Origin of the sequence: Novosphingobium sp. PhB165 (assembly GCF_004341845.1) — a bacterium.
Classification (GTDB): Bacteria; Pseudomonadota; Alphaproteobacteria; order Sphingomonadales; family Sphingomonadaceae; genus Novosphingobium.
The window spans coordinates 188,081-213,972 of record NZ_SLVB01000005.1; the positions used below are offsets into that span (position 1 = coordinate 188,081).

At 66.2% G+C, this 25,892-nt stretch carries 26 protein-coding genes and 1 tRNA gene; 17 read left to right on the forward strand and 10 right to left on the reverse strand.

Features of this window, described 5'->3' with window-relative positions; all coding sequences use genetic code 11:
• The first annotated feature begins 133 nt into the window (after positions 1-133).
• Positions 134-1,300, forward strand: coding sequence for a nucleotide sugar dehydrogenase (locus tag EDF56_RS15355; protein WP_132388938.1), 1,167 nt, complete (start codon positions 134-136; stop codon positions 1,298-1,300).
• Between the two features lie 100 nt (positions 1,301-1,400).
• On the opposite strand, the gene EDF56_RS15360 is transcribed toward EDF56_RS15355, so the two are convergent.
• Both EDF56_RS15360 and EDF56_RS15365 read right to left on the reverse strand, forming a co-directional pair.
• Positions 1,401-1,643, reverse strand: coding sequence for a hypothetical protein (locus tag EDF56_RS15360; protein ID WP_132388941.1), 243 nt, complete (start codon positions 1,641-1,643; stop codon positions 1,401-1,403).
• 200 nt (positions 1,644-1,843) lie between these two features.
• Entirely contained in the window at positions 1,844-2,350 is a 507-nt protein-coding gene (locus EDF56_RS15365) for a murein L,D-transpeptidase catalytic domain family protein (protein ID WP_347812991.1), read from the reverse strand.
• 334 nt (positions 2,351-2,684) lie between these two features.
• On the opposite strand from EDF56_RS15365, the gene EDF56_RS15370 reads away from it, so the two are divergent.
• The 5 genes from EDF56_RS15370 to EDF56_RS15390 all read left to right on the forward strand — a co-directional run bounded on the left by EDF56_RS15370 (position 2,685) and on the right by EDF56_RS15390 (position 5,475).
• Positions 2,685-3,146, forward strand: coding sequence for an XRE family transcriptional regulator (locus tag EDF56_RS15370; RefSeq protein WP_132388945.1), 462 nt, complete (start codon positions 2,685-2,687; stop codon positions 3,144-3,146).
• A gap of 82 nt (positions 3,147-3,228) precedes the next feature.
• Positions 3,229-3,786, forward strand: a complete 558-nt coding sequence (locus tag EDF56_RS15375) for a hypothetical protein (protein ID WP_132388947.1) — start codon at positions 3,229-3,231, stop codon at positions 3,784-3,786.
• 84 nt (positions 3,787-3,870) lie between these two features.
• On the forward strand, positions 3,871-4,332 hold the full coding sequence (locus tag EDF56_RS15380; RefSeq protein ID WP_132388949.1) for a DNA starvation/stationary phase protection protein: 462 nt from the start codon (positions 3,871-3,873) through the stop codon (positions 4,330-4,332).
• A 55-nt stretch (positions 4,333-4,387) separates the two neighbouring features.
• Entirely contained in the window at positions 4,388-5,008 is a 621-nt protein-coding gene (locus EDF56_RS15385) for a 6-phosphogluconolactonase (protein WP_132388951.1), read from the forward strand.
• Positions 5,009-5,046: 38 nt separating this feature from the next.
• Positions 5,047-5,475 (forward strand): NUDIX domain-containing protein, encoded by a 429-nt coding sequence (locus tag EDF56_RS15390; protein WP_243652623.1) that lies wholly within the window; start codon positions 5,047-5,049, stop codon positions 5,473-5,475.
• Positions 5,476-5,491: 16 nt separating this feature from the next.
• Here the strand turns inward: EDF56_RS15390 and dinB are convergent, their stop codons facing one another.
• The 4 genes from dinB to EDF56_RS15410 all read right to left on the reverse strand — a co-directional run bounded on the left by dinB (position 5,492) and on the right by EDF56_RS15410 (position 10,733).
• On the reverse strand, positions 5,492-6,610 hold the full coding sequence (gene dinB, locus EDF56_RS15395; protein ID WP_132388955.1) for a DNA polymerase IV: 1,119 nt from the start codon (positions 6,608-6,610) through the stop codon (positions 5,492-5,494).
• A gap of 291 nt (positions 6,611-6,901) precedes the next feature.
• Positions 6,902-8,452, reverse strand: a complete 1,551-nt coding sequence (locus EDF56_RS15400) for a Do family serine endopeptidase (RefSeq protein WP_243652624.1) — start codon at positions 8,450-8,452, stop codon at positions 6,902-6,904.
• 164 nt (positions 8,453-8,616) lie between these two features.
• Positions 8,617-9,456: a protease modulator HflC gene (locus tag EDF56_RS15405; protein ID WP_132388959.1), complete on the reverse strand. Its 840-nt coding sequence runs from the start codon at positions 9,454-9,456 to the stop codon at positions 8,617-8,619.
• Positions 9,456-10,733 carry a protease modulator HflK gene (locus tag EDF56_RS15410; protein WP_132389560.1) on the reverse strand — a complete coding sequence of 426 codons (1,278 nt, stop codon included), beginning with the start codon at positions 10,731-10,733 and terminating at the stop codon, positions 9,456-9,458. Before EDF56_RS15410 ends, EDF56_RS15405 begins: the two co-directional genes overlap by 1 nt.
• A 210-nt stretch (positions 10,734-10,943) precedes the next feature.
• Between EDF56_RS15410 and EDF56_RS15415 the strand changes: the two genes are divergently transcribed.
• The 4 genes from EDF56_RS15415 to EDF56_RS15430 all read left to right on the forward strand — a co-directional run bounded on the left by EDF56_RS15415 (position 10,944) and on the right by EDF56_RS15430 (position 16,352).
• Positions 10,944-11,927, forward strand: coding sequence for a P-loop NTPase (locus tag EDF56_RS15415; protein ID WP_132388961.1), 984 nt, complete (start codon positions 10,944-10,946; stop codon positions 11,925-11,927).
• Positions 11,927-14,197 (forward strand): molybdopterin cofactor-binding domain-containing protein, encoded by a 2,271-nt coding sequence (locus tag EDF56_RS15420; RefSeq protein ID WP_132388963.1) that lies wholly within the window; start codon positions 11,927-11,929, stop codon positions 14,195-14,197. The genes EDF56_RS15415 and EDF56_RS15420 overlap by 1 nt, the downstream gene beginning before the upstream one ends.
• Positions 14,197-15,201 carry a ferrochelatase gene (gene hemH, locus EDF56_RS15425; protein WP_132388965.1) on the forward strand — a complete coding sequence of 335 codons (1,005 nt, stop codon included), beginning with the start codon at positions 14,197-14,199 and terminating at the stop codon, positions 15,199-15,201. The genes EDF56_RS15420 and hemH overlap by 1 nt, the downstream gene beginning before the upstream one ends.
• A 203-nt stretch (positions 15,202-15,404) precedes the next feature.
• Positions 15,405-16,352 (forward strand): MarR family transcriptional regulator, encoded by a 948-nt coding sequence (locus EDF56_RS15430; RefSeq protein WP_132388967.1) that lies wholly within the window; start codon positions 15,405-15,407, stop codon positions 16,350-16,352.
• A gap of 236 nt (positions 16,353-16,588) precedes the next feature.
• Here the strand turns inward: EDF56_RS15430 and EDF56_RS15435 are convergent, their stop codons facing one another.
• The 4 genes from EDF56_RS15435 to EDF56_RS15450 all read right to left on the reverse strand — a co-directional run bounded on the left by EDF56_RS15435 (position 16,589) and on the right by EDF56_RS15450 (position 19,609).
• A complete protein-coding gene (locus EDF56_RS15435; RefSeq protein ID WP_132389562.1) occupies positions 16,589-17,740 on the reverse strand; it encodes a glycosyltransferase family 1 protein in 1,152 nt (383 codons plus the stop codon).
• Between the two features lie 153 nt (positions 17,741-17,893).
• The gene (locus tag EDF56_RS15440) at positions 17,894-18,394 is read right to left on the reverse strand and encodes a hypothetical protein (RefSeq protein ID WP_132388969.1); all 501 of its coding nucleotides are present in this window, start codon (positions 18,392-18,394) and stop codon (positions 17,894-17,896) included.
• A 237-nt stretch (positions 18,395-18,631) separates the two neighbouring features.
• Positions 18,632-19,012: a hypothetical protein gene (locus tag EDF56_RS15445; protein ID WP_132388971.1), complete on the reverse strand. Its 381-nt coding sequence runs from the start codon at positions 19,010-19,012 to the stop codon at positions 18,632-18,634.
• A gap of 159 nt (positions 19,013-19,171) precedes the next feature.
• Positions 19,172-19,609 (reverse strand): hypothetical protein, encoded by a 438-nt coding sequence (locus tag EDF56_RS15450; RefSeq protein ID WP_132388973.1) that lies wholly within the window; start codon positions 19,607-19,609, stop codon positions 19,172-19,174.
• Positions 19,610-19,692: 83 nt separating this feature from the next.
• Here EDF56_RS15450 and EDF56_RS15455 point away from each other — a divergent pair, with 83 nt between their 5' ends.
• From EDF56_RS15455 to EDF56_RS15485, 7 genes are all read left to right on the forward strand, one after another.
• Positions 19,693-21,015: a replication-associated recombination protein A gene (locus EDF56_RS15455; protein ID WP_132388975.1), complete on the forward strand. Its 1,323-nt coding sequence runs from the start codon at positions 19,693-19,695 to the stop codon at positions 21,013-21,015.
• A gap of 7 nt (positions 21,016-21,022) precedes the next feature.
• Entirely contained in the window at positions 21,023-21,394 is a 372-nt protein-coding gene (locus EDF56_RS15460; protein ID WP_243652625.1) for a hypothetical protein, read from the forward strand.
• Between the two features lie 20 nt (positions 21,395-21,414).
• Positions 21,415-22,278, forward strand: a complete 864-nt coding sequence (locus EDF56_RS15465) for a hypothetical protein (protein ID WP_132389566.1) — start codon at positions 21,415-21,417, stop codon at positions 22,276-22,278.
• A gap of 71 nt (positions 22,279-22,349) precedes the next feature.
• Positions 22,350-24,086: a DUF885 domain-containing protein gene (locus tag EDF56_RS15470; RefSeq protein ID WP_132388977.1), complete on the forward strand. Its 1,737-nt coding sequence runs from the start codon at positions 22,350-22,352 to the stop codon at positions 24,084-24,086.
• 94 nt (positions 24,087-24,180) lie between these two features.
• Positions 24,181-24,256: transfer RNA gene (locus tag EDF56_RS15475), tRNA-Thr, on the forward strand.
• Positions 24,257-24,356: 100 nt separating this feature from the next.
• Positions 24,357-25,124, forward strand: coding sequence for a class I SAM-dependent methyltransferase (locus tag EDF56_RS15480; RefSeq protein WP_207904715.1), 768 nt, complete (start codon positions 24,357-24,359; stop codon positions 25,122-25,124).
• Between the two features lie 284 nt (positions 25,125-25,408).
• Positions 25,409-25,819, forward strand: a complete 411-nt coding sequence (locus tag EDF56_RS15485; protein ID WP_243652626.1) for a PilZ domain-containing protein — start codon at positions 25,409-25,411, stop codon at positions 25,817-25,819.
• Positions 25,820-25,892 lie beyond the last annotated feature (73 nt).

The window sequence follows — 25,892 nt, forward strand, 5'->3', positions numbered from 1 at the left end:
AATGTGCAGTTGCAGCACTATCTCGTTGACGCGGCCGGCCGGGCCCTCAATAGAACACATGACCCCGGGGCCGCGGGCGGCCTTGGCGCGCGCTTTCCCGTGATTGAATACACTGATAACGTGAGTGACCTACATGAAGATCGCGGTTTTTGGCCTTGGTTATGTTGGTCTCTCCAACGCCGTGTTGCTGGCGCAGCACAATGAGGTCTTTGCCGTCGATATTTCGGCGGACCGGGTGGGGATGCTTGCCGCCAGAAAATCCCCGATCGCGGATCCGGAGCTTGAGACGTTCCTTGCGGAACGGTCGCTGAACCTCACGGCCACGCTGGATCAGGCGGAGGCTCTGAACGGCGCGGACTACGTCATTGTCGCCACACCCACCAATTACGATGCGGACACGAACAAGTTCGACACGTCGTCGGTCGAAGTGGTGATTCAGGCCGCGGTAAAGCTGAACCCGGCCGCGACTATCGTGGTCAAATCCACCATCCCGGTCGGCTTCGTCGACGATGTGCGCGAGCGCTATCGGACCGATCAGGTGATTTTCAGCCCCGAGTTTCTCCGGGAGGGGCGTGCCCTGCACGACAACCTCTACCCGTCCCGCATCATCGTGGGCGAACGCTCGGAACGCGCGCGCATTTTCGCCGATCTGCTCCTTGGCGGCGCGGAGAAGAAGGACGTTGAAGTCCTCTTCACGGACACCCGCGAGGCCGAGGCGATCAAGCTGTTCGCCAACACCTACCTCGCCATGCGGGTGGCGTTTTTCAACGAGCTGGACAGCTACGCCATCGCCGGCGGCATGGACACGCGCCAGATCATCCAGGGCGTCGGCCTCGATCCGCGCATCGGCATGCACTACAACAATCCCAGCTTCGGCTACGGCGGCTATTGCCTGCCGAAGGATACCAAGCAGCTGCTGGCGAACTATTCGGAGGTTCCGCAGAACCTCATCCGCGCGATCGTGGACGCCAATCGCACCCGGAAGGACTTCCTGGCCGACCAGATCATCGCGCGGAAGCCGAAGAAGGTCGGCGTGTTTCGGCTGGTCATGAAGGCGGGATCGGACAATTTCCGCCAGTCCTCCATCCAAGGCATCATGAAGCGCATCAAGGCCAAGGGCATCGAGGTCGTGATCTACGAACCGGCGATGGCGGAGGAAGAATTCTACAATTCCAAAGTCGTGCGGGATCTCGATGCGTTCAAGCGCGATGTCGACGTCATTATCGCCAATCGCATGACCGGCGAAATCGAGGACGTGATGGACAAGGTTTTCTCTCGCGACTTGTTCGGCGCGGACTGATCTGCGGTGTGCGGGTGCGCTAGTTGGAGCGGCGGATTGCCTGCTGCGCGCCCTACAGGCTTGCGGACAGGCGCCTCGTTCTCGGCGTTTTGAGGTCGGCCTACAGTGATTGCGCCAAGGCGAAGACAGCCAGCGCGCCCCAGAACACCAGCGGCACGAACAGGCAGATCAACGCGCCCAGTCGCCGGCCGCACCGTTGGCCAAGGTCGTGGGCGGTTGCGAACACATCGTCGTTGTCGGCCCGGATATCCGGCCGCCGCCATGTCGGCCGCCCATCACGCGGCATGGCGAGGCTAGGCACATTGCCGTGCGGGGTCGATCTAGCCCATCTGTGATCGTTCATCACGTATCTCCGCGATAGCGATGCAACCGGTCGACTCGGTTTACGTCCCGGGGCGACAGCAGATTATCTCAACTAATATAGTAGAGAAAGGGAATATGAGACATGCCGAGGCCGTGGGGCGTCCGGTCGACGGTTATCGCGCGGCATCTTCCAGCCGAGAGTGGGCCGGTAAAATCTTCGGGGACTTCAGCCCGGGCCGTTCACGCCATCTTGGCAGCGTAGATCAGCCGGCCGGTGCCGAGGTGGTTGAATGCCTGGTTGAGCAGGCTGTCCCCCACCGCAAGGCAGCCCTGGCTGCGGCCCAGCTTGCCGTGCGCGCCGATCATCGTCGGCTCGGCATACCAGGCGCCGTGGATGACGATGGCGCGTTCCAGCGCGTTGTCATTGGTCTGGTCGAGCCCGATCAGCCGCTGCGAGCGGCCATGGTGGCCGAAATAATAATCGCCGGTCAGGAACGCACCCTCGCTGGTGGCGTTAGAACCGGGACTGTTCGAGAAACGCTGGAGCCAGCCGGTGTGCCCCGGGTCTGAGCCGCTGCCGTGCGCGACGTGCAGCGACGCGGCCGTCCCGTTGGCAAGGTCGATAAGATGAAGCCGCGGATCCGACGAGGATACCGCGAAGTCGACAATACCGATGCGGTCGCGCTGAGCGCGACCGGCATGCCGTTCGAGCGCGGACAGGGCGGCGGCGTAGAGTCCGGGCGCCATCGCGGGATGGAGTTCGGGAATCGTGCGGGGCGCGGCGGGGACGGTTGGCGCCACCCCGCCTATTGTCGCCGGACCCATCGGCAAAGAGCCGGGAGGAGGCGAACCGGGCACAGGAAAGCCGCCTGAACCGAGGGTTGAGGCGGATATTGCGCTGACCGCAGTCGAGGAACTCGCCGCAAATGCCGTCGCGGCGACGATGAAGTTACGTCGGCTGAATCTCATATCGTCGTCCCAATAGGCCAGATTCATCGACAACGTCTTGGAGAGATTCACATAAATCGGCACAACGTGCTGTATTCGCGCCCTTGCCCCGAAAACTCCAGGAAACCCTCGCATGACTGCTAGCCGATCCGGTCCGCCCACCAGCGACGAGTATCGCAAGGCCGTTTCGGCGATTATCCGGGGCATTCAGAAAGGGCAGGGGCTGAACGACCGGCAATTGGCCGATCAACTCGGATGTTCGCCCGGCACGATCCGCAATGCGAAGTCGGAAGCGACCAGCCTCGATCCCATCCTCCTGCTGGCGATAGAGCGGGGTTTCGGACCCGGTGCCATCGACCGATGCCTTGCGCTGGCGCAAGTGCGGGCGGTGGCGTTGCCGGAGCGGGTGATCGGCGTCGACCCGATCCTCGCGCTGGTGGAGGCGTTGCACCGACTGGTCGAGGCGCAGGCGGTGGACAGCGACGGGGGCAAGCGAATCACGCGCGCGGAACTGGGCAAGATCCTGCCCGAACTGCGGCAGGGCCGGGCCTCGCTCGATGCGCTGATTGCGCGGGCCGACGACGGCAGGAGTTGAGGCCGGGTCATGGGGCGGGACATTCTCGCCGGCTTCCCGTAAGTGACCGTGAGATTGCAGGAATTTTACGGACGCCGAGTCGATGCCCGCGTTTTATCTGACATGGATCGCGGTGCTGCTTGCCGGGTTTGGCGCGCGCGATCAGGTGACCGTGGCGGGGCTCGCCCGGCGGCAGGGCGCGCGGCCCGGCGTCCTTATGGTCGCATTGGCCTGCGCGGTGCTGACGGCGGCTATCGCGGCATGGGCGGCGAGCGCGTTGCTCCTGCAGCTTCCGCCTCCGGCGCGCGCGATCTTCGCGGGGATAGCTTTGGCTTTGGCGGGCGCCGAACTCATGCTGCTCGTCCCCCGGCGTGACCCGAAGGAGCCCACGAACTCGCTGGGCGCGCTGGCGCTGGTGCTCTTCGCACAGCAACTGACCGATGCAGCGCGGTTCCTGGTCTTCGGCCTCGGCGTCGGCCTTGCTGCGCCTTATGCGGCGGGAGCGGGCGGGGCGCTCGGCGGCGCGGTTCTCGCCGGGCTCGCCTGGGCCTGCCCGCAGGCGCTGGACTTCAAGGGACTGCGCACGGTCAGGCGAGCGCTCGGCGGCGTGCTGCTCTTGGCGGCAATCGTGCTGTTTCTGCGGGAATTCTCACTGCTCTGATCGGAAATCGCGTTCGAAGCGGGCTTCTCTTCATACGTTCACCACTCTACATTCCACCACGACGGACCAACGAGGAAACCAGGCATGACTTCCAAGGACGACAATTCGAAGGCCGCGCTGATCGACAGCCTGAACGGGCTGCTGGCCGATACTTTTGCGCTCTACGTGAAGACCAAGAACTTCCACTGGCACGTCAAGGGCCCCCAGTTCCATGACCTGCACTTGCTGTTCGATACGCAGGCGACCGAGATTTTCGGCCTGACCGACCTGATTGCCGAACGCGTGCGCAAGCTGGGCGGCAAGACGCTGACCTCTATCGGCGCGATCGGTGCCAAGACCTCGATCGCCAATCAGGACGACACTTCGTTGGACGCGATGGCGATGGTCAAGGAACTGTTCGAGGACAATTCCGCTTATGTCGCCACGCTGAAGGCGACCAAGGAACTGGCCGGTGAGGCTGGTGACAATGCCACCGACGGCATCATCGACGACTGGACCGATCAGGCCGAACAGCGCGCCTGGTTCCTGCGCGAGATCATTGCCTGATTATCGTTTTCAATGATTGCTTTTTGACAGGCATGGGGGGTGCTAGGCTCCTCCCATGCCGAAGCTTGAAATCATCGAAAACGCCGACAATGCGGTGATCGCCCAATGGTTTACCGAGCGCCTGAAAGCCGCGCTCGCCACCAGTCCTGATGACATCGCGATCACCGTTCCCGGCGGTTCCACACCATTCCCGATCTTCGACCTTCTCGCGAAGGAGGATATTCCCTGGCACCGCATCGCGGTGTGGCCGGGTGATGATCGCATCGTCGACGAGGATCATCCTGCCAGCAATGTCGGCAAGATACGCGCCCGTCTGGAGCCGGTGGGCGCACAGATCGTCCCGCTTACGGAAGACGCGCAGCCGCCGCACTTCGCCGTGGCCTGGCTCGGCATGGGCGGGGACGGGCACATCGCCTCGCTGTTCCCCAATACCGATCCGCAGATCGACGATCCCTACGCGGTGCGCCGTCTCACGCCCGATCCGCTCCCGCCCGAGGCGCCGTTCGATCGCGTCAGCCTCACCATCCCCGCACTGACGGACAGCGACGAGATCGTTTTCGTGATTCGCGGCGACGACAAGCGGGCGATTTTCGAGGATGCTGTGAAAGGCGGCCACGACCTGCCTGTCGCCCGGCTGCTGCGCGCGGCGCGGCACAAGGTCACCTGCTTCTGCTGAACTTCCTGCCCGCCGGCCTCCATCGGGCCCTCTATCGGGTGGCGCACCGGGCGCGGATGGTCGTGTGGTCGATCCGTCGCCCCCGGCTTGAAGGCGTGCGGGTGCTTGCGTTCGACCCGCAGGGCCGGATCCTGCTGCTGCGCCATTCCTACGGATCGGGAAAATGGATGCCGCCGGGCGGGGGGATGAACCGGGCGGAAGATCCGCTGGCGGCCGGAATGCGCGAATTCGTCGAGGAAACGAGCTGCGAGTTGCTCGGCGGCAAAGTCCTGCTGACCATCGACGAGGACCTGCAAGGGGCCAGCAACCGCGTTCATATGGTGGCGGGGCATGTCGAAGGTACGCCGCGCGCCGATGGGCGTGAGATCGTGGAAGTCGCCTTCTTCGCGCTGGATGCACTGCCAGAGGCGATGCCGGCCGGGCTTGCCCGCAAGATCGGCGAATGGGCGCTTCAGATGGACGCCTGAGCAGGCGGATTTCGGATCAGAGCAGCGAAAGTTGGCCGCCGCGTGTTTCGCGGACCTCCTCCTCGCCGCGTTCGAGAGCGGAGAGGGTCAGGCCCATCAGCCGGATCGGCTGGGGCAGGGGCATCAGGTCTTCCAGCAGGGCATGGCCGATCGCGCCGAATTCGGCCTTGTCGGCAACGAAATGGTGCAATGACCGGGCGCGGGTGAGCGTGGTGAAATCGGCGTAGCGCAGCTTCAGCGTCACTGTGCGGCCGCGCGTGTCGGCGCGTTCGATGCGGGTCCAGACGATCTCGATGATATCGTCCATGGTCGTGCGCAGGGCATCGGCCCCGGCGATATTCTCGAAGAACGTGCGCTCTCCGCCTACCGACTTGCGCGGCCGATCGGCGCGGACCTGCCTGAGGTCCACCCCGCGCGCGGCGCGGAACAGGTATTCGGCGAAGCTGCCGAAATGGGCGCGCAGGAAGGCGAGGTCCTTCTTGGCAAGATCGGCGCCGGTCTCGATGCCCAGCCGTGCCATCTTCTCCGCGCCGCGCGGGCCCACGCCGTGGAAGCGCCGCACCGGCAGCGCGGCCACGAACTGCACGCCCTCGCCGGGGCGGATCACGCAGAGGCCGTCCGGCTTGTTCTGGTCGCTTGCCAGCTTGGCGAGGAACTTGTTGTAGGATACCCCGGCGCTGGCGGTCAGGCCGGTTTCAGCCTTGATGCGGCGGCGGATTTCCTCGGCAATGCGAGTGGCCGAGCCGATGCCTTTGAGATCTGCGGTGACATCGAGATAGGCCTCGTCGAGCGAGAGCGGCTCAACGTGGGGCGTGTAATCGAGGAAGATCGCGCGGATCTGTTCACTGACTTGCCGGTAGACGTCGAAGCGGGCCTTCCGGAAGATCAGATCCGGGCAGAGCCGCACGGCCCGGGCCGAGGGCATGGCCGAGCGCACGCCGAACTTGCGCGCCTCGTAACTGGCGGCGGCGACCACGCCGCGCTGCGAGGAACCGCCCACCGCCACGGGTTTGCCGCGCAATGAAGGATCGTCGCGCTGTTCGACGCTGGCGAAAAAGGCATCCATGTCGACGTGGATCACCTTGCGCAGGCCGTCGGCTTCCTCCTCCTCGCGTGCATGTTCGGGCGATGACATGGGCCTGTTATAGCGGCGTGGTGGGCGGGCTCCATATGAGTCTGGCCCGATGAAATCTAATGCATCAAATTCCGTCATCCCCGCGAAGGCGGGGATCCGCTTGTTCTTTTTTTAGGACGCAGAGACGCAGAGAGAACGGCGGATTGCTGCACGGTCTCTCTGCGTCTCTGCGTGAACTCAAGAAAAGCGGGGCTCCCGCCTTCGCGGGAGCGACGGGGAGAGAGGTGCGCCTGATACGAAAACGCCCGCCGGTTTCCCGGCGGGCGTTTCGTTTCGGTATCCGATACCGGCTTAGCGCAGGCGCACCGGCACGAATGCCGGGGACTGGCCGCGCGGCTGGACGCGCAGCAGGATCGCGCTGCGGCCGTCTGCCTTGGCGGCCTTGATCACGTTCTCCAGATCCGCCTTCGTGTTGACCGGCTGATTGTTCGCCGAGAGAATGATGAAGCCGCGGGCAAAGCCCTTCTGGCCGGCATCCGAGCTGGGATCGACCGAGACGATCACAAGGCCCTTGGTGCCTTCCGCGGCGCCGAGCTGGCGGGCGATCGGCGCGGTGAGCGGGGTCACCGAAAGGCCGGTTGCCTTCTCGATCACGCCTTGCGCCTGCTGCGCGGGCGGATTGTTGAAGGCGTCGCTGTCCTGATCGCCGCTGTTGTCATCGAAGTTCTGGCTCTGGGCCAGATCATCCTCGCTCGGGCGCTGGTCGATCGTGGCGGTCACCGTCATGTGGCGGCCGTTGCGGATCAGTTCGATGGGAACCTTGGTGCCCGGCGTGGTATTGGCGACGATGAACGAGAGGCTCTGGTCGCGCGTCACTTCCTTGCCGCCAACCTTCACCACCACGTCGCCGGCCTGGATACCGGCCTTGGCGGCGGCACCATCGGCGACGACGCTCTGGATGAACTCGCCCTTGTTGTGCTCAAGGCCCAGCGAATCGGCGAGGTCTTCGTTGAGCTGCTGGATCTGCACGCCCAGGTAGCCGCGCTGGATCTTTTCACCCTTGATGAGCTGGTTGACGATCGGCGCGGCGATCTCCGAGGGGATCGCGAAGCCGATGCCGACACTGCCGCCGGTGGGCGAGAAGATGGCGTTGTTGATGCCGATGACCTGCCCGTTCATGTCGAACATCGGGCCACCCGAATTGCCGCGGTTGATCGAGGCGTCGGTCTGGAGATAGCGGTCGTAGGCGCCGCCGGCACCGGTGTTGCGATATACGGCCGAGACGATGCCCGCCGTAACCGTGCCGCCCAGGCCGAACGGGTTGCCGATTGCGACCACCCAGTCACCCACGCGCGCCTTGGAGCTGTCTCCGAACTTCACGAAGGGCAGCGCCTTGGGCGCGGTGATCTTGAGCACCGCAAGGTCGGATGCGGCGTCCTTGCCGATCAGCTTGGCGGGAAGCTCGGTACCGTCGGGCATGATGACCGTGATCGATTCGACCTCGCCCTTGCCCTCTGCGGTGATCACGTGGTTGTTGGTGACGATGTAGCCATCGGCCGAAATGATGAAGCCCGAACCGAGCGACTGCGCCTCACGCGTTTGCGGGGCACCACTGCCGCCGCCACCGCCGCCGAACAGGCCTTCGAACGGCGTGCCCGCGAAGGGGTTGTTGCCGCCGCCCTGCACCTGAACGCGCTGACGCGTCGAGATGTTCACGACGGCGGGCGCGAGTTGTTCGGTCAGGTCGGCGAAGCTGGCCGGAGCGCCGGATCGCGGCGCGACGCGGGCGATCTGGCTGGCTTCGTTCTGCGCGACCTGGGCCCCGGCAGGATAGCCTGTGACGAGGGTGAGCGTGGCGCCTCCGAGCAGGAGCGCGGTGGTCAATCCATAAGCGTATCGCACGGGCTTCACGTCCTTTGATTCCTCCATCCTGGCGGGGGTGCCGGATCAACGTCCTGTCGACACCGGTCCCGATTGACGCTTGGTGAGCTTAACCGGGTTTGAATGGTGTCTAATGCGTGAGGCCGTTGGGCGAAAGCCCCGACCGGTTGATGGCTTGGGAAGCCTTATGGTTCCCGGAAATGCTGAAGATACGCGTTATCCGGCGAAAGCAGAATGGTCTTTCCGGCCTCGCCCTTGGCGAACGAGATCGAATAGCTCTGCATCGCGCGGTAGAAGTCGTAGAACTTGGGATCCTTGCCGAACGCGTCGGCATAGATCCGCGCGGCCTGCGCCTCGGCATCGGCGCGGATGATCTGCGCGTCCTTCTGGCCCTGCGCGGTGATCGTCTTGGCCTCTTCCTGACGGGCCGCCTGCATGCGGGCGAAGGCGCTTTCGAGCGCCCCTTCGGGAAGGTCGGCGCGCTTGATCTGCACGTCCACGACTTGCGCGCCATATTCGCGGGCCTCGCGGTCCAGCCCGTCGCGGATATGGGCCATGGCCTCACCGCGCTCGGCGGTGAGCAGCGATTCGAACGTCCGCTTGCCCAGTTCCTGGCGGACCACCGAGGAGAGGATCGGCTGGAGCTGTTCGGTCACACCCTCGGTCGTGCCGGCGGTCTGCACCATCTTCACCGGATCGATGATGCGGAAGCGCGCGAAGGCATCCACGTTCAGGCGCAACTGGTCGGTGGAGAGGACCTGCTCCTGCTGCATGTCCACCGAAAGCAGGCGCTTGTCGATGCGCACCGCGCGCTCGAAGACCGGGATGCGCCAGTGGATGCCGGCATCGGTGGCGCCGAACGGCGCGCCGGGAACATAGGCGTTGAACACGCGGTCCGGGCTGCCGGAGCGCACGATCACGACCTGCTCGGTCTCGGGCACCACGATCACGCTCAGCATCGCGCCGATCACGACCGCGCCAAGAGCGATCCAGGCCGGCTTGTAGTCTTGCCAGATGCTGTTCATCACTGGCCTCCCTGCGTGGCGGAAGCGGTCGGCCCGGCCGTGACGGTGATGTCACCGGCAGCCGGATCGGCACGGCGCTTCATCTCGGGAAGCGACAGGAAGCTGTTCATGTTCTTGGGTTCGGCGACAATGGTGTCGTTGTCGGAGATCACGCGTTCCATCGTTTCGTAGTACATGCGGCGCCGCGTCACTTCGGGCGCGAGCTTGTATTCCTCGTAAACCTTGTCGAACTGCGCGGCATCGCCCTGGGCGCGGGCGATCACCTGCTGGGCGCTGGCGCGCGCGTTCGAACGGTCGCGGTCTGCCTCCTGCTGGGCAACGTTGACCTGATCGAACGCCGCGCGCGTCTTCGACGGCGGATCGGCCTTCTTGATCTCCACGCCCTGAATGGCGACGCCGGCGCGGTAATAGTCGAGAATGCGCTGCGTGCGGTCCCGCACGTCCTGTTCGACCCGCGCACGCCCCGCACCCGAAAGCGCGTCGTTGAGCGAGATCTGCCCGATCGAGGCGCGCATCGCGGCTTCCGCCACTTCGCGCACGGTGTCCTTCGGATCGGTCAGGCGGAAGGAATAGTCCTTCAGATCCTTGATGTTCCAGCGCACCTGATAGCTGAGATCGACAAGGTTCTTGTCCGCCGTCAGCATCAGTTTCTCACCCTCGCCGTCCGGAATCTGGTCGACCGAGAAGCTGCGTACGTCGGTCTTTTCGACTTGCTCGATGGGCCAGGGCAAGGTCAGCGAGAAGCCGTGATCGATCACGCGCGAGAACTGGCCGACACGGGTGACGACGCCTTGCTCGGTGGGGCCGAGCACGTGCACGCTGGAAACACCCAGCAGCCCCAGGACCGCGATGCCGATGCCGAGCGGCAACCACGATTTGCCATCGGACCGGCGCGGCAGGTTCGGTAAGCCGCCAAGGCCGCCGCCATTTCCACCGCCGGAGGTGCGGCGCGGATCGCGGGGGCGGAAGATGTCCTCGATGCTGGCGGAGCGGCGCGGCGGAGTGCCGCCGCTTGGCAGCCAGGGATTGCGCGGGCCGCGTGGCTCGCCGGGCGCGCCCTTGCCTTCGGGAGCGGAAGTGCCGGGCGTGGAAGGGCCGGGCGGCGTAGTGCCGGGCTCCTGCCGACCTTCGCCGCTTTCGGGTTCGCCGTCCCCGCCCGAAGGCGCGTCGCCCTCGTTGCCGCTTTGCGGACCGGCCAAAGGACCCGTACGCGGCGGGCCGTCGCCGTCATCCCCGCCGTCACCGCCGGAGCCCCAGGGGCTCTTGCGGCCGGTCATGGCAAGCGTATTGCCGGAAAGGGGTCCGGACCGGATGTCCGGATCAGTGCCGAGGCCGGCGCTGGAGGTGGCGTCACCGATTGTTCTCATGGCACCATCTATAGGAACCCTTTTTCGTCAAAAACAGTGCCTCTCTTGCCCTTTTTCCTCGACTGCGCCACCTGAGCGGCATTCGCGCCGCCTCTTCTCCCGATTTCCCGACAGGATGCCATGACCAGCCCCGATGCCGCCAGCCCCGACGCTGACCGCCTGAAATCCCTGCTGGCGCCCGATCTGGCGGCGCGGATAAGGTCCCTGCGGGTGACCGACGGACGGGTCGTCGCGGTGATCGACGGTACCGGGCTTTCGGTGCAGGAACATGCCGCCATAGAGCCCACCGTGCGCGCCGCTCTCGAAGGGGCTGAGGGCGTGAGCGAGGTTCACGTCGCCGTCATGGCCGACAAGCCGCGCCAGCACATTCTTGCAGTGGGTTCGGGCAAGGGCGGGGTCGGCAAGTCCACGCTGGCCGCCAATCTTGCCGTGGCGCTGGCCCGGCTTGGCCGCAAGGTCGGGCTGGTCGATGCCGATATCTCCGGGCCCTCGCAAGGACGCCTGATGGGGACCGGCGACCAGCGCCCGGTCGCGCACGAAAGCCGGCTGGTGCCGGTGGCGAGCGCCTGGGGCGTGCCGGTGCTGTCGATGGCGCAATTGTCGGAGCCGGGTCAGGCGATTGCCTGGCGCGGATCGATGGTGGCGGGCGCGCTCACCCAGTTCCTCGAAGCGCACTGGGACAATGCCGAGATCATCGTCGTCGATCTGCCGCCCGGCACCGGCGACGTGCAGCTGACGATGCTGCAAAAGTTCAAACCCGCCGGGGCGGTGATCGTCTCCACCCCGCAGGACCTTGCCCTGATCGATGCCACCCGCGCCGTCTCGCTGTTCGAGAAGAGCGGCGTGCCGCTGGTCGGCGTGGTGGAGAACATGGCGGGCTATGCCTGCCCGCACTGCGGCGAAGTGAGCGATCCGTTCGGCGCCGGCGGCGCCGAGGCGGCAGCGAAGACCATGGGCCTCGATTTCCTCGGCCGCATCCCGCTCGACATCGCGATCCGGCGCGAAGGCGATGCGGGCACGCCAACGGCTGCCGGCAGCGGACCGCAAGCGGAGTCCTTCATCGCCCTCGCTCGCAAGGTGGGTGACTGGCTGGACCGCCTCTGATGCAGGTCTCCCGGCGCGGCGTGTTGATCGGTGCGCTGGCGGGCGGCGGCCTCGCGGTCGGTTATCTGCTGCGCCCGCGCCGGTTTCCGCTGCCGCTGGAGCCGGAGCAGGACGAATATGCGTTCGGCGCCTGGATCAAGATCGCCGCCGATGGCGTGGTCAGCGTGGCGGTGCCGCAAGTGGAGATGGGGCAGGGCGTGACCACGCTGCTGCCGCAAGTTGTCGCCTGGGAGCTCGGGGCGGATTGGCGGCAGATCGCGGTGGAATCCGCGCCGGTCAGTGCGATTTATGCCAATGCGGTGCTTGCCGCGAAGTGGGCGCCGCTGTGGATGCCGCTGGCGCCCTCGGTCGCCGAAGCGCCTGACGGCTTCCTCGCCCGCCGCTGGGCCGAGGACAATCGCTTCAATGTGACGGCGGACGGCACCTCGCTCGCGGCTTACGAGGCGCCGATACGGGCTGCCGCCGCCTCCGCCCGTGCACTGTTGGCGCAGGCAGCTGCGAAGCGCTGGGGTGTCACCGCAGAGGAATGCGAAGTCAGCGGCGGGCTGGTCCATCACGCGGGCAAGGTGCTTTCGTTCGGCGCGCTCGCGGAAGATGCGGCGACATTCTCGCCGCCCGATCCGCCGCCGCTGCGGCCCGATTTTCCCGCCGAGAAGCCCGGCGAGTTCCCGCCCGGCGCGCCCTTGCGCTATCCCCGACTGGACTTGCCGTCGAAAGTCGACGGTTCGTGGGTCTTCGCGGGCGACGTGCGCCTGCCGGACATGTTGCGCGCTTCGATCCGCCATGCGCCGCTGGTCGGCGGGCAGGGGGCGATGGCCGAAGTCTCCGGGCTCAACGAACAGGCCGCGAAGACCGTGCGCGGCTTCCGGCGCTTCGTTCAGGGGCCCGGCTGGGTCGCCGCGCTGGCCGACGACTGGTGGAGCGCGGAGACAGCACTCGTCCGTGCCCAACCACGTTACCGGGTGATCGGCGCGCTGGACAGCGATGCGATCGACAATGCGCTGGATAGCGCCATGCGCACCGGCGCGGGCGAGCGCATCCACCTTACCGGAGACAGTGCTGCCGTGGACGGGTTGCTGCCGGTCCAGATCCGCTACGAGGTCGCCCCGGCCACGCATGCCGTGATCGAGACGGCCTGCGCCACCGCCCGGTTCGAGAACGGCACGCTGGACCTCTGGATCGGTACGCAGGCGCCCGAGGCTGCCCGTGCGGCGGCGGCCGAGGCGATCGGCATCGGTATCGGCAAGGTCGTGCACTATCCAATGGCGCTGGGCGGCAGTTTCGACTTGCGGCTGGAATGCGCCCACGCCGCGCAAGTCGCACTGCTGGCCAAGGAAGCGGGACGGCCGGTGCAGCTCACCTGGCCGCGCGGCGAGGAATTTCGCGCGGCATTTCCGCGCATGCCGGCAGTTGCCGTGATGGCGGCGCGGCCCGATGCCGAGGGCAACATTGCCGGCTGGCGTGCCCGCATCGCCGCGCCGCCGGGCATGCGCGCGTTCGGCCGCCGCTTCTTTCATGGGGATACGCCGGGCGAGGCCATCGCCGCCGTCGCCGGGAAGGCCGATCCGATGGCGCTGGCGGGCGCCGTGCCCGCTTATGCGATCCCCGCGATTGCGGTCGACCATCTGCCCGCCGCGATCGACCTGCCGACCGCGCGGATGCGCGGCAATGCGCACGGCTACACGGCCTTTTTCAACGAGAGCTTCATCGACGAACTGGCCCACCGCGCCGGTCGCGAGCCCTTGTCCTATCGCATGGCCATGCTCGGGCGCGATGCCCGCCTGGCCGAATGCCTTCAGCGCGTGGCCGCGCTGTCCGAATGGGGCGGCGGCGGGGACAACAGCGGACAGGGCATCGCCTGCCATGTGATCGGAGACGGCCGCATCGCCGTCGTCGCCAGCGCGCGGCGGGACGAGAACGGCGTGCGCGTGGACCGGCTAAGCGCGGTCGCCGACGTGGGGCGGGTGGTCAATTTCGACATCGCCCGCCAGCAGATCGAAGGCGGACTGGTGTTCGGGCTGGGGCTGACGCTCGGCTGCGCACCGCGCTACGTCGGTGGGCGGCCCGACAGCGACCGGCTGGGCGAGATGGCGCTGCCGGTACTGGCCGATTGCCCGCGTATCGAGGTCGAATTCATCGAGAGCAAGGCCGATCCCGCCGATCCGGGCGAACTGGGCGTGGCGGCGGTGGCGCCCGCTGTCGCCAATGCGCTTTATTCGGCCACCGGGCTCCGGTTCCGCCGCCTTCCCCTGTTTGCCGAGGAGTTGTGATGGCTGCCGAACACCCCAAAGCCAGTTCCGGCCGGATCGGCGTGCTGCTGGTCAATCTCGGCACGCCCGACGCGCCGACGGCGCCCGCCGTGCGCCGCTACCTTGCCGAATTCCTCTCCGACCCGCGCGTGGTGGAGATCCCGGCCGCGCTGTGGAAGCCGATCCTCCACGGCGTGATCCTGCGCACGCGTCCCGCAAAGTCCGCCCATGCCTATGCGCAAGTCTGGACCGAGGGGGGCTCTCCGCTCGCGGTCATCACCGCCGCGCAGGCCAAGGCGCTACAGGAGCGGCTGGGCGCGCGGGCGCATGTCGACTGGGCGATGCGTTACGGCAATCCGGCGATCCCCGCGCGGCTCTCGGCCATGAAGGCGGCCGGGTGCGAGCGCATTCTGGTGGTGCCGCTCTATCCGCAATATTCGGGCGCGACCACGGCCTCCGTCACCGACCGCGTGGGAGAGGCGATGGCAGCGCTGCGCTGGCAGCCGACGCTGCGCAGCCTGCCGCCTTACTACGACGATCCCGCGCATATCGGTGCGTTGGAGGCCGATCTTGCGGGCCAGTTGGAGACCCTCGATTTCGTGCCCGAAGTGCTGCTGCTGTCGTTCCACGGCATGCCGCAGCGGACGCGAGACCTTGGCGATCCCTATCACGACCAGTGCCGCGAAACCGCGCGCCTGCTGTCGGGCCGCCTGACCGAACGCTTCCCGGCGCTCCGGATTGAAACCAGCTTCCAGTCGCGCTTCGGCCGCGCCAAATGGCTCGAACCCTCGACCGAAACGGTGCTCGCGGCCGAGGCAAAGGCAGGCACGCGGCGTATCGCCGTGGCCGCCCCCGGCTTTTCGGCCGACTGTGTGGAGACGCTGGAGGAACTGGCGATCCGCGGGCGTGAAGTCTTCACGGAAGCGGGCGGGGAGCAGTTTGCCGTGCTCGCCTGCCTGAACGATACGGTTCCCGGCATGGATATGCTGGAGGCGCTGGTCAGGCGCGAACTGTCGGGTTGGTGAGTTCCCGGCCGCGCATGCCATGACAAGGATTTAACGGCTGGTTTCCTTGACTTGTGGACCTTTCGTTCTAGTCATGTTCCTCTCCATTGAAGCGCTGAGGGGAGCGTATGGACGACAGGCATTATAGCCCGGGTAATCCGGCCGATTTCACCTATGGCAGTCCCGCTGACGGATCGCAGCGACAATCGCGCAGGCCGGGGCCCATGCCCAGGCTCACGATTTTCGCCGACCGCGATCACGTGCGCGCCGCGATGCGTGAGGATGGGGCTGCGGCCGGGCTCTACGTTACCGACAGCGGGCTGAGCGAACTCGCGGACGACTCGTTCGCCGATGGTGGGCTTATGCTGGGCGATGTAGTGCTCGTGGATTGTCCGCGCGCCGATGCCCGGACCATCGCCGCGCTGGCCCGGCTGGACATTCGCGTGGCGGACGCCGGGGTGCGGCTGATCGTCTCGACCAGCGTTGACGCGCTCGATGACGTCTTTGCCTGCATGGACTGTTCGAATCCGATCCTGCTGGTCGATCCCAGTCGCGGTGAGCGCGTCGTCGCGCTGGGCCGTGCGCTGGCCACGCTGTCGCAAGGCCGTGTGCGCGAGCTTTCCGAGGACGATCGGTTGATGATCCTGCGGCTGACCGAGCAGGTCGGCGAAATCGCCGGCCGGATCGAGCGGCTGGCCCCTACCGGCCCAGCCGGGGTGGAATGGGGCCGCTCCAGCCGTGTTTCCGAGCCGACCGTTGCACCTTTCGTGGCGTCCCCCGTTCAGGTTGAGACCATGCAAGAGGTTCTCGAAAGGCCCGCACGGTTGCCGGAAGCACGACTGGTGCGCAAGATCCTGCGCCAGCGCCAGTTACGGGGGCGGTTCATCGAGGGTGACCTGTTCGCCGATCCGGCGTGGGACATGCTGCTGGACCTCGCCGCCGCGCGGGTCGAGCGCAAGCAGGTTTCGGTGACCTCGCTCTGCATTGCCGCTGCCGTTCCGCCGACGACGGCGCTGCGATGGATCGGCCAGATGGTAGAAAACGGCCTGTTCCGCCGTGTCTGCGATGACAGTGACCGCCGCCGTGCCTTCATCGAGCTGACCGACAAGGCGGTGGATGCATTGGGCCGCTACTTCGGCGAAATCGGGCTGACGGCCCCAGCGCCAGTTTGAGGCAGGGCCGGTAGTTGTAATTCCTCCCCTGCAAGGGGAGGTGGCAGCGCCCATCCTGTTATTGGGGCGCTGACGGAGGGGTGTAACCGCCAGCGGTGATGCGCAACCGAGGGGGATACCCCTCCACCACCCTGCGGGCGGTCCCCCTCCCCCTAAGGGGGAGGAGCAGGTAGCGAATTCGCCTGCAACACTGGTGTCGTCAGGATGGGTAGCGGGATCGTAATCCCACTCTCAACTCAGCCGCGCGCCCTCTGGCGGATCAGCCTCAGATACGTATCCGCGACTTCCTGATTGATGCGGTCCCAGCTGAATTCCAGCGCGCGGTTTTCGCCGGCACGGCCGTGGGCTTCGCGCATTGCCGGGTCCTCGATGTAACCCTTGATCGCCTCGGCGAACTGATGGATCGCGCCCGGCGGGACAAGGCGGCCCGAGGCGCGGTCGTCGACGAGGCTCTGGCTGCCGGTGGCGGCGGCGGCGATCACAGGCAACCCGCAGGCCATCGCCTCCAGCGTGACATTGCCGAACGTCTCGGTGACCGAGGGGTTGAACAGCATGTCCATGCTGGCCACCGCGCGGGCAAGGTCTTCGCCCTGCTGGAAGCCCACGAAGACGGCTTGCGGCAGGCGAGCCTCGAACCATTCGCGGGCCGGGCCTTCGCCCACCACCAGCACCCGGTGGGCAACGCCGCGCCGGGTGAGGTCGTCCAGGGTGTCCGAAAAGACGTCGAGGCCCTTTTCCATGACAAGGCGGCCGAGGAAGCCGATCGTCACTTCGTTGTCGCCGATGCCCTTGGCGCGGCGCCAAGCAAGATCGCGGCGGGCGGGGTTGAAGATCTCGCGGTCAACGCCGCGCGACCAGATCGACACGTCGTAGTTCATGCGCTGTTCGCGCAGCAGTTGCGCCATCGATTCGGACGGCGCCACCAGCGCGTCGCAGCGGCGGTAGAAGCGGCGCAGGATCGCCTCGATGAGCGGCTCGCCCCAGGCCATGTTGTAATACCGCAGGTAGGTTTCGAAGCGCGTGTGCACCGATGCCAGCACCGGCAGATGGCGATCGCGCGCCCATTTCAGCGCCTGATGTCCTACCGGATCGGGCGAGGAAAGGTGGACGACATGCGGCGCGAACGCCTCCAGATCGCGGCGCGCCTTGCCGGAGATCGCCAGCGGAATGCGATATTCGGAACGGGTCGGGATCGGCAGCGAGCGGATTCCGACAAGGTCACCGGTGGGCTCGAAGGCGGGATTGGCGACGACCGGGGCGTAGACGCGCACTTGCGCGCCCTGCTTCAGCAGGTAGCCGACCAGTCGGTTGAGCGCCTGGTTGGCGCCGTCACGCACATAATTGTAGTTGCCCGAGAACAGGGCGATACGAAGCTCGGCGATATCCATGATGGGGTGCCCCATAGCCTCCCCCACCCGGCTTGGCGAGTGCGGATCATGGAATGCCCCATGCAGCGTTCGGCACGTGGCGGCATCACCCTTTCAGCGATGCCGCCACGTGCGCGCATTCATTCTGGAACTACCGTCGCGACCCGAAGGCGATCAGCGGTGCCAGTAGCCGCGACGATCGTCGTGGCCGCGATGGTCGTCATGCCCGCGATTGTCGTGGCGGTCCCGCCCCCAGGCATTGCCCCGGTGGTTGTCATAACGCTGGTAGTATCCGCGCCGGTCGTCATAGCGCCCGTAGCGGGCATCGTTGCGCCAGCTGGGGCCGTGGGCGCCGCGCCAGTAGGGGGCATAGTACCGGTCGTAATAACGATCCTGATAGTAGCGGCCCGGCGCGCCTTCATAGTAGTAGTAATAGCCCGGCCGATCGCGCACGGTCACGTAACGACGCGCGCCGTAGTAGCGCCGGTCGTAATAGTAGCGGTCGCCATGGTCGGCGATGGCCGCGCCAATGGCGAGGCCGAGGATCCCGGCGCCCACCGCGATGGCAGCGTCGTTGCCGCGACCGTAGTCCTGGGCCATGGCCGGGGCCGATGCGGTCAGGGCGGAGGCCGCGAGGGCCGCACCGAGTCCGAGATTTCTGAGCTTCACATTCATTTCATTGAACTCCCTATCCGGCCAACCAGTTAACGGCGGTTCCGGTGGGCTTGGGTCTGTTTTGCCCGGGTGCCACTGAACCGATCGTGAACTTCACATTTCGCTTATGTTTCAGATTCGCCCCGGCCGAAAAAAAAAGACGCCCGGCCAGGAGGGAGGGCCGGGCGTCTCGTGGCTGCCGGGGGAGGGGTATTACCCGGCCGCTCGGTGGTCAGTGGTGCCGTCTATGTTTACGGCTCAGTACCCGCGGCGGAAATCACCGCGATCGTGGTCGTATCCGCGACGGGCATCGGGACGGTCGTTCCGCTGGTAGCGGGCATATTCGTCCCGGCTGTGGCGGCGACCGTCATGGTCGTAGTACCAGCCGTCGCGATATTCCCAGCTGCTCCAGCTCGGCCCATAGGCGGTGCCGTAGGCGTAGCCCGGATAGTCGCGGTAATGGTCATTGCCCGAGGCGACGATGGCGCCGAGTGCAAGGCCGATCACGCCGGCGCCGATGGCGACTGCAGCAGTGTTGTCGCCACCGCGACGATAGTCCTGGGCCATGGCCGGGGTTGCTGCGGCGAGTGCCGTTGCCGCCAGCGCGCCGGTAAGGCCGATCTTGCGCATAATGGTCATGGTTTTTGCTCCTTTCGTGGCGGAAGCATCCGGTTATTCGGAAGGTTTCCGCCATCTCTTGAAGCCTGTTCTACAAGGACCTGGCTGAACGGGATGGGAGCGGGTTCGGCAGATTCGGTTCAGGTTTGTACGAGATTGTATGAACACTTTTGCCCGAAGCTAGGCGAGAACCCGGCGTCCCCGCATCTGCACGGCGTACCAGAGCAGCGCCAGTCCCACGATCCAGATCACCACGCGCAAGGCGATTCCGGAGGGCGACCGTATCGCCGCGGGGGCATCCGAAACGAGCAGATAGACCTGATTGACCGCCAGTCCGACCAGCGAAAGCGCGAAGAAGGCCACGGCCCAGCGCGACCGCATCAGCAGCAGCAACGATCCCGCCAGCGCGCATCCGACGCCCATCGCCCATCCGGCCATTGCCCATGTCGGGGTGGCGTCCAGCCAGTCCATCATGTCCGGCGGGACGGCGGCGAGCCAGTTCATGTCGCGCGTGACCGTCTTCCAGTAGTCCAGACAGGCCATGGCGCTCCACAGCGTGGCGGCCACGCCGATCACCCAGAAGTGCCACGGGGCGCGCGCTTGCGTGGATCCGGTCATCGTTGCTCTCCCCTGTGACGGCAACCTGCTACGCGTCCCGCAGGGCCGATGCAATTGCCGGTCGCAATTGCTAGATAGTCCCCATGGCCGACCTTTTTGCCGACGATCTTCCGCCTTCGCGTGCCCCTGATGCTCCGGGTGAGGATGCCCCTCTTGCCGACCGGCTGCGGCCGCGCACGCTGGACGATGTGGTGGGGCAGGAGCACCTGACCGGCCCCGAAGGCGCGATCGGCCGCATGGTGGTGGCGGGGCGGCTTTCCTCGATGATCCTCTGGGGCCCGCCGGGCACCGGCAAGACCAGTATCGCGCGCCTGCTGGCGGCGGCGGTGGGCATGCGCTTCGCGGCGGTCTCCGCCGTGTTCTCGGGCGTTGCCGATCTCAAGAAAGCCTTTGCGGAGGCGGATGTCGCCGCGCGGGCCGGGCAGCGCACGCTGCTGTTCGTGGACGAGATCCACCGCTTCAACCGGGCGCAGCAGGACGGTTTCCTGCCCTTCGTGGAGCGCGGCACGGTGACCCTTGTGGGCGCGACCACCGAGAATCCCAGCTTCGCGCTCAACGCCGCATTGCTCAGCCGCGCGCAAGTGCTGATCCTGCACCGCCTTGGCCCGGAGGCACTGGAGGCGCTGCTGGACAAGGCTGAGGCACTGGAAGGTCCGCTGCCGCTGGACGCCGATGCGCGTGCCGCACTGGTGGCTTCTGCCGATGGTGACGGGCGGTTCCTGCTCAATCAGGCCGAGACGCTCTATTCGGCCAACATTCCGAAGACGCTCGATCCGGCGGGGCTGGGCGCGTTCCTGCAACGCCGCGTGGCAGTCTACGACAAGGATCGGGACGGGCATTACAACCTGATCTCGGCCCTGCACAAATCGCTGCGCGGGTCCGACCCGCAGGCCGCGCTTTACTACATGGCGCGGATGCTGACGGCGGGCGAGGAGCCGCTCTACGTGCTGCGCCGGCTCGTGCGGTTCGCCAGCGAGGATGTCGGGCTGGCCGATCCGCAGGCGCTGGTCCAGTGCCTTGCCGCCAAGGACGCCTACGAGTTCCTCGGCTCGCCCGAAGGCGAACTGGCGATCGTGCAGGCCTGCCTCTACCTGGCCACCGCGCCCAAATCGAACGCGGCCTATACGGCGTTCAAGTCCTCGTTCCGTAGCGCGCGGGAGACCGGCTCGCTGGCCCCGCCCGCCAATATCCTGAATGCGCCGACCAAGCTGATGAAGGACATCGGCTACGGCAAGGACTATGCCTACGACCACGATGCGCCGGACGGCTTTTCCGGCGACAATTACTGGCCCGAGGGCATGGAGCCGCAGACGTACTACCAGCCCGTCGAACGCGGGTTCGAGCGCGAGGTGCTGAAGCGCATGGAGTGGTGGGACCGCAAGCGCACCGAGCGCCGGGGCGAGTGAGGCGGCGGTGACAGGCTTTGCCGACTGGGATGCAGTCGTCGCCCATGCGCTTTCGCTGGAGGGCACCGTGCTGAGCACCAGTTACGGCAAACCCGCTGTGAAAGTCGCGGCGAACGGGCGTTCGTTTCTGGCGGTCGGGCATGAGCCGGAAAGTTCGTTCGTCTTGCAGGTGGACCTCGACACCGTCGAGATGCTCATGGCCACCGAGCCCGAGACTTACCGGCAGACCCCGCACTATCAGGGCTGGCCCGCCGTGCTCGTGCGCTTCGGGCCCTCCGATCCGGAGCGTGTCGCGGCGATGATCGCGCTGGCCCGCGATCAGGCGGCGACGCGCAAACCGGCGCGGCCCAAAGGCAAGCGCCAAAGGGCAGGGGGGTGAGCCCGCGCTTCCGGCATTTCATGGCGATCGACTGGTCCGGCGCGCTGGGTCCGCGCCAGAAGGGTATTGCCGTGGCCCTCTGCGGTCTGGACGGCGCGCCGGTGCTGCTGCGTCCGGCGGGTCACGCGCATTGGTCGCGCGAGGACGTGCTGGCCTTGCTGCGCGATGGACTGCCGGAGGACACGCTGGTCGGGCTCGACCTTGGCGTGTCGCTGCCCTTTGCCGATGCCGGGGCTTTCTTTCCCGGCTGGGCCCAGAGCCCCGCCGATGCCCGCGCGCTCTGGGCCATGATCGACGCGATCTGCGCGGCGGACGAGCATCTTTGCGCCACCAGCTTCGTCGATCATCCCGATCTGAGCGCCTATTTCCGTCGTCACGGCGGGCGCGAGGGGGCGCGGTTCCACTTGCCCGATGCGCGCCACCGTCGGGGCCGAATGCGCGTGACCGAGGAAGCGCAGGCGCGCGCGGGCTGCAAGCCGTACTCGAACTTCAACCTTGTCGGCGCGGCGCAAGTCGGCAAGTCCAGCCTTACCGGGATGCGGCTGCTCCACCGGCTGGGCGGAGCGGTGCCGGTCTGGCCGGTCGATCCGCTGCCGGAAAGCGGATCGGTAGTGACCGAGATATACACGACGCTCGCCGCCGTGGCCGCAGGACGCTCGGCCGGGCGCGCCAAGATGACCGATTACGCCGCGCTCAACGCTGCGCTGGCCGTGTTGGGATCGCCGCCCGTGGCAGGGGAAGGGCTCATCGACGATCACAGCGCCGATGCCTTGCTCACTGCCGCGTGGCTGCGCACCGCCGCGCCGCGCGCAGACTTGTGGAAACCCGCCGGAATGACCCCGGAACTCGCCCGTACCGAGGGCTGGACCTTCGGCGCGCTCTGACGCACAACCTTGCCCATCACGGCGCGCCCGGCCGGGCGCAGCCTTAAAATGGACAGGGATCGCTCGAAGACATGAAGCACACGCTGCTGGCAGGTATGGCCTGCCTCGCTCTCGCCGTTGGCGCGGGGGCCGCATCCGCCCAGGCACCCGCCAATCCGACTCCGGTTACCGCTGCCATGGGCACGCCCGCCACGCCGTGGAAGGCCTATGTCGGCAAGACGCTCGACGCATGGATGGCGCAGGACCCGGCTTTCGCGATTTACCAGGGCGCGCACCAGTTCGACGGCAAGCTGCCTGACTGGAGCGCGGCCGGGCTCAAGGCCCGCGCCGACTTCCTGCGCGGCGTGATCGCGGACTCGGGCAAGTTCACCGACCTCTCGGCCGCCGACCGGTTCGAGCGTGACTATCTGGTGCAAGTCGCCAAGGGCCAGCTGTTCTGGCTGGTCGATGCCGACAAGCCGCACAACAATCCCGGCTACTACATCGAGAACGGCCTCGACCCGAACGTCTATGTCAGCCGCGACTATGCGGACAAGCCGACGCGGATGAAGGCGATGATCGCCTTCTTCAACGCCGTTCCCAAGGCCGCCACGCAGATTCGCGGCAACCTGAAGACCGCGATGCCCGCCAGCTTCATCAAGCTGGGCGTCGCCGGATTCAAGGGCTTTGCCGAATACTACCGGGGCGACGCCCGCGCCGCCTTCACCGATGTGAAGGATGCAAAGCTTCAGGCCGAATTCAAGGCGAGTTCGGAGGCCGCCGCCCAGTCCATGCAGGGCTTGGCCGACTGGCTGGCCAAGGCGACGCCGACGCAGGACTTCGCGATGGGCGCGGACCGCTTCTCGCGCATGCTGGCGGCGACCGAGGCCGTCGATGCCCCGCTCGACCAACTCGAAGCCGTGGGCCGCGCCGACCTCAAGCGCAATCAGGACCTGCTGAAGGCGGCCTGCGCCGAATATGCGCCCGGCAAGGACATCGCCGGCTGCTTCGACAAGATGCGCGCGGACAAGCCCGACGGCGGCCCCGTCACTGAGGCGCGCAAGGAAATCCCCGACCTCACCGCCTTCGTGCGCCAGCATGACATCGTGACGATCCCCGGCACCGAGCAGGCGAAGGTGGAGGAAAGCCCGCCCTACAACCGCCAGAACTCGGCCTATATCGATCCGGCGGGGCCGCTCGATAAGGGCATCGCCTCTGTCTACTACATCTCGCCGCCCGATCCGGCGTGGTCGCAGCAGATGCAGCAGGACTACATTCCGGGGAAGAACGACCTGCTGTTCACCTCGGTCCATGAGGTGATGCCGGGACACTTCCTGCAGTTCCTCCACTCGAACCGCTCGCCTTCGTGGGTGGGCCGCCTGTTCGTCGGCTATGCCTTTGCCGAGGGCTGGGCGCACTATGCCGAGGAAATGATGTGGGATGCGGGTCTCGGCAACGGGGACGCGGGTGTCCACGTCGGCCAGCTTTCCAACGCGCTGCTGCGCAATTGCCGCTACCTCTCGGCCATCGGCCTGCATGCGCGCGGGATGACGCAGGAGCAATCCAAGCGCATGTTCATGACCGAGTGCTACCAAGACGAAGGCACTGCCGAACAGCAGGCTGCACGCGGCACCTACGATCCGGCCTATCTCAACTATACGCTGGGCAAGCTGATGATCCGCAAGCTGCGCGATGACTGGACCGCCACGCGCGGCGGCCGTGCGGCATGGAAGCCGTTCCACGACGAATTCCTCAGCTACGGCGGCCCGCCGATTCCGCTGGTTCGTCAGGCGATGATGAACGAAGACGCCCCGCACGCGGTATTCTGAACCGGGGTATCAAGAAAACCACTGGACCGGCGCCCCTGCCTCGCGGTAAGGGCGCCGGACTTGTTTCGCGGGGCACCCTAGTCGAGGCACAAGGGCCGGCTTAGCTCAGTTGGTAGAGCACCTGATTTGTAATCAGGGGGCCACGGGTTCGAATCCTGTAGCCGGCACCACCGCCTTCCAGACGTTTAGCGCAATTCCTGTGCGGGTTTCTCACAATTGATGCGATGCGGCATTGTTCGCACTCTGCGGTGGTTTCGCAGGAGTAGACGCGTGGGAATTTTCAGCCGGCTCGGGATCGATCCCGCGCGAGATTTCGCGATCACCAGTGCACCGGGCGCGCGTGCCTATCCGGCGGAAGTGGTTTCGACCGAAGTGGTCGCCGCCGAAGTGCCTTCCGCGCCGATGGACGGGATGAACATGAACCGGTTCCGCCGCAAGCGGTTCGGCCGGTTCACCGATCACGTGCGGCAATGCTTCCCGGCGGGCCGCAAGGTGAGCGTGATCGATATCGGCGGCGTGGTCGATTACTGGCAGGCCACGCGCGACCTGTGGGGCGGGCTCAATCTCGATATCACGGTCGTCAATCTCGACGCGCCGGAGGAAGACCACGGCGCCATTCGCGTGCGGCCGGGGAATGCCTGCGACCTTGCGCAGTTCGGCGACAATGCGTTCGACATGGTCCATTCCAACAGCGTGATCGAGCATGTCGGCGTCTGGACCAACATGATGCGCATGGCGCAGGAAATTCGCCGCGTGGCGCCGCACTATTTCGTGCAGACGCCCAATTTCGGCTTCCCGGTCGAGCCGCATTTCCGCTCGCTGTTCTTCCACTGGTATCCGGAGATCACGCGCGCCAAAATGATGATGCGCCGCCCTAGGGGATTTGGCGACCGCAAGGTGACGCTGGACGATGCGATGCAGCAGATTCAGGCCAATTGCCTCCTCAACGCTGATCAGATGCGCGCGTTGTTCCCGAATGCCGGGATCGAGTTCGAACGGGTCTATGGGTTGAAGAAGTCGATCATGGCCATCGCCTGATCGGAGAACCCCACTTCTCTTGCGCATAACGAGAGGTCCCAAAGGCGGCGGGTCTCCCGCCTTCGCAGATGCTCGCAAAGGGCAGCCAAGGCTCGATTTTCCCTGCCGCGCGCGACCACACTCACAACCCGGCCCCTATAATGAACTGCCGATCGACCGGGGACGAAACCGCGCGGTCCCTGACGCATTTCCCCCCGGACGGGCGCGGCGCCAGCGGTCGGCAGGGGAAATCCACCAGGCCCCTGTAAACGCGTGGTGGGCTGGCCTGATGGCAAGGAAGCGAGATGAGCAACGGTCCTTCCGGTTCGGAACGTCCATCGATGGCAGCGCAAGGCGCCGATCACGGCCGGCGCGGGCGCAGCCGCCTGCGGGTCAGGCTGACGGCCCGGGTGATAACGCGCACGCAGACCAAGCCCGCCGTTCTGGCCGATCTTTCGCTCACCGGGGCCCGCATCGCAACCGAGGCCGAACTGAAGCCCGGTGCCGAAGTGGTACTGGAATGGGGCCGCTTCGAAGCCTTTGGAGAAGTGGTCTGGTGCCGGGGCCAGTATTGCGGGATCGCCTTCTTCGACATGATCCCGACGGCTACGCTGATCGCCACCCGCGACCTTGACGACAAGGCACATCTGCCTGCCGACCGCGATCTGGTGCGCGAAGTGGCGCAGAGCTGGGTGCGGGGCAAGACGCGGCTGTAAGGCGCCGCAGACGCAGTCTTTCAAAACCTCACATATGAAAAACCCCGCCGCATTGCTGCGGCGGGGTTTTCAA

Coding starts and splice junctions, on each gene's coding strand:
- EDF56_RS15355 (WP_132388938.1), top strand. CDS start 134: ATGAAGATCGCGGTTTTTGGCCTTGGTTATGTTGGTCTCTCCAACGCC.
- EDF56_RS15360 (WP_132388941.1), bottom strand. CDS start 1,643: ATGAACGATCACAGATGGGCTAGATCGACCCCGCACGGCAATGTGCCT.
- EDF56_RS15365 (WP_347812991.1), bottom strand. CDS start 2,350: ATGGCGCCCGGACTCTACGCCGCCGCCCTGTCCGCGCTCGAACGGCAT.
- EDF56_RS15370 (WP_132388945.1), top strand. CDS start 2,685: ATGACTGCTAGCCGATCCGGTCCGCCCACCAGCGACGAGTATCGCAAG.
- EDF56_RS15375 (WP_132388947.1), top strand. CDS start 3,229: ATGCCCGCGTTTTATCTGACATGGATCGCGGTGCTGCTTGCCGGGTTT.
- EDF56_RS15380 (WP_132388949.1), top strand. CDS start 3,871: ATGACTTCCAAGGACGACAATTCGAAGGCCGCGCTGATCGACAGCCTG.
- EDF56_RS15385 (WP_132388951.1), top strand. CDS start 4,388: ATGCCGAAGCTTGAAATCATCGAAAACGCCGACAATGCGGTGATCGCC.
- dinB (WP_132388955.1), bottom strand. CDS start 6,610: ATGTCATCGCCCGAACATGCACGCGAGGAGGAGGAAGCCGACGGCCTG.
- EDF56_RS15405 (WP_132388959.1), bottom strand. CDS start 9,456: ATGAACAGCATCTGGCAAGACTACAAGCCGGCCTGGATCGCTCTTGGC.
- EDF56_RS15410 (WP_132389560.1), bottom strand. CDS start 10,733: ATGACCGGCCGCAAGAGCCCCTGGGGCTCCGGCGGTGACGGCGGGGAT.
- EDF56_RS15415 (WP_132388961.1), top strand. CDS start 10,944: ATGACCAGCCCCGATGCCGCCAGCCCCGACGCTGACCGCCTGAAATCC.
- EDF56_RS15420 (WP_132388963.1), top strand. CDS start 11,927: ATGCAGGTCTCCCGGCGCGGCGTGTTGATCGGTGCGCTGGCGGGCGGC.
- hemH (WP_132388965.1), top strand. CDS start 14,197: ATGGCTGCCGAACACCCCAAAGCCAGTTCCGGCCGGATCGGCGTGCTG.
- EDF56_RS15430 (WP_132388967.1), top strand. CDS start 15,405: ATGCCCAGGCTCACGATTTTCGCCGACCGCGATCACGTGCGCGCCGCG.
- EDF56_RS15435 (WP_132389562.1), bottom strand. CDS start 17,740: ATGGATATCGCCGAGCTTCGTATCGCCCTGTTCTCGGGCAACTACAAT.
- EDF56_RS15440 (WP_132388969.1), bottom strand. CDS start 18,394: ATGAATGTGAAGCTCAGAAATCTCGGACTCGGTGCGGCCCTCGCGGCC.
- EDF56_RS15445 (WP_132388971.1), bottom strand. CDS start 19,012: ATGACCATTATGCGCAAGATCGGCCTTACCGGCGCGCTGGCGGCAACG.
- EDF56_RS15450 (WP_132388973.1), bottom strand. CDS start 19,609: ATGACCGGATCCACGCAAGCGCGCGCCCCGTGGCACTTCTGGGTGATC.
- EDF56_RS15455 (WP_132388975.1), top strand. CDS start 19,693: ATGGCCGACCTTTTTGCCGACGATCTTCCGCCTTCGCGTGCCCCTGAT.
- EDF56_RS15465 (WP_132389566.1), top strand. CDS start 21,415: ATGGCGATCGACTGGTCCGGCGCGCTGGGTCCGCGCCAGAAGGGTATT.
- EDF56_RS15470 (WP_132388977.1), top strand. CDS start 22,350: ATGAAGCACACGCTGCTGGCAGGTATGGCCTGCCTCGCTCTCGCCGTT.
- EDF56_RS15485 (WP_243652626.1), top strand. CDS start 25,409: ATGAGCAACGGTCCTTCCGGTTCGGAACGTCCATCGATGGCAGCGCAA.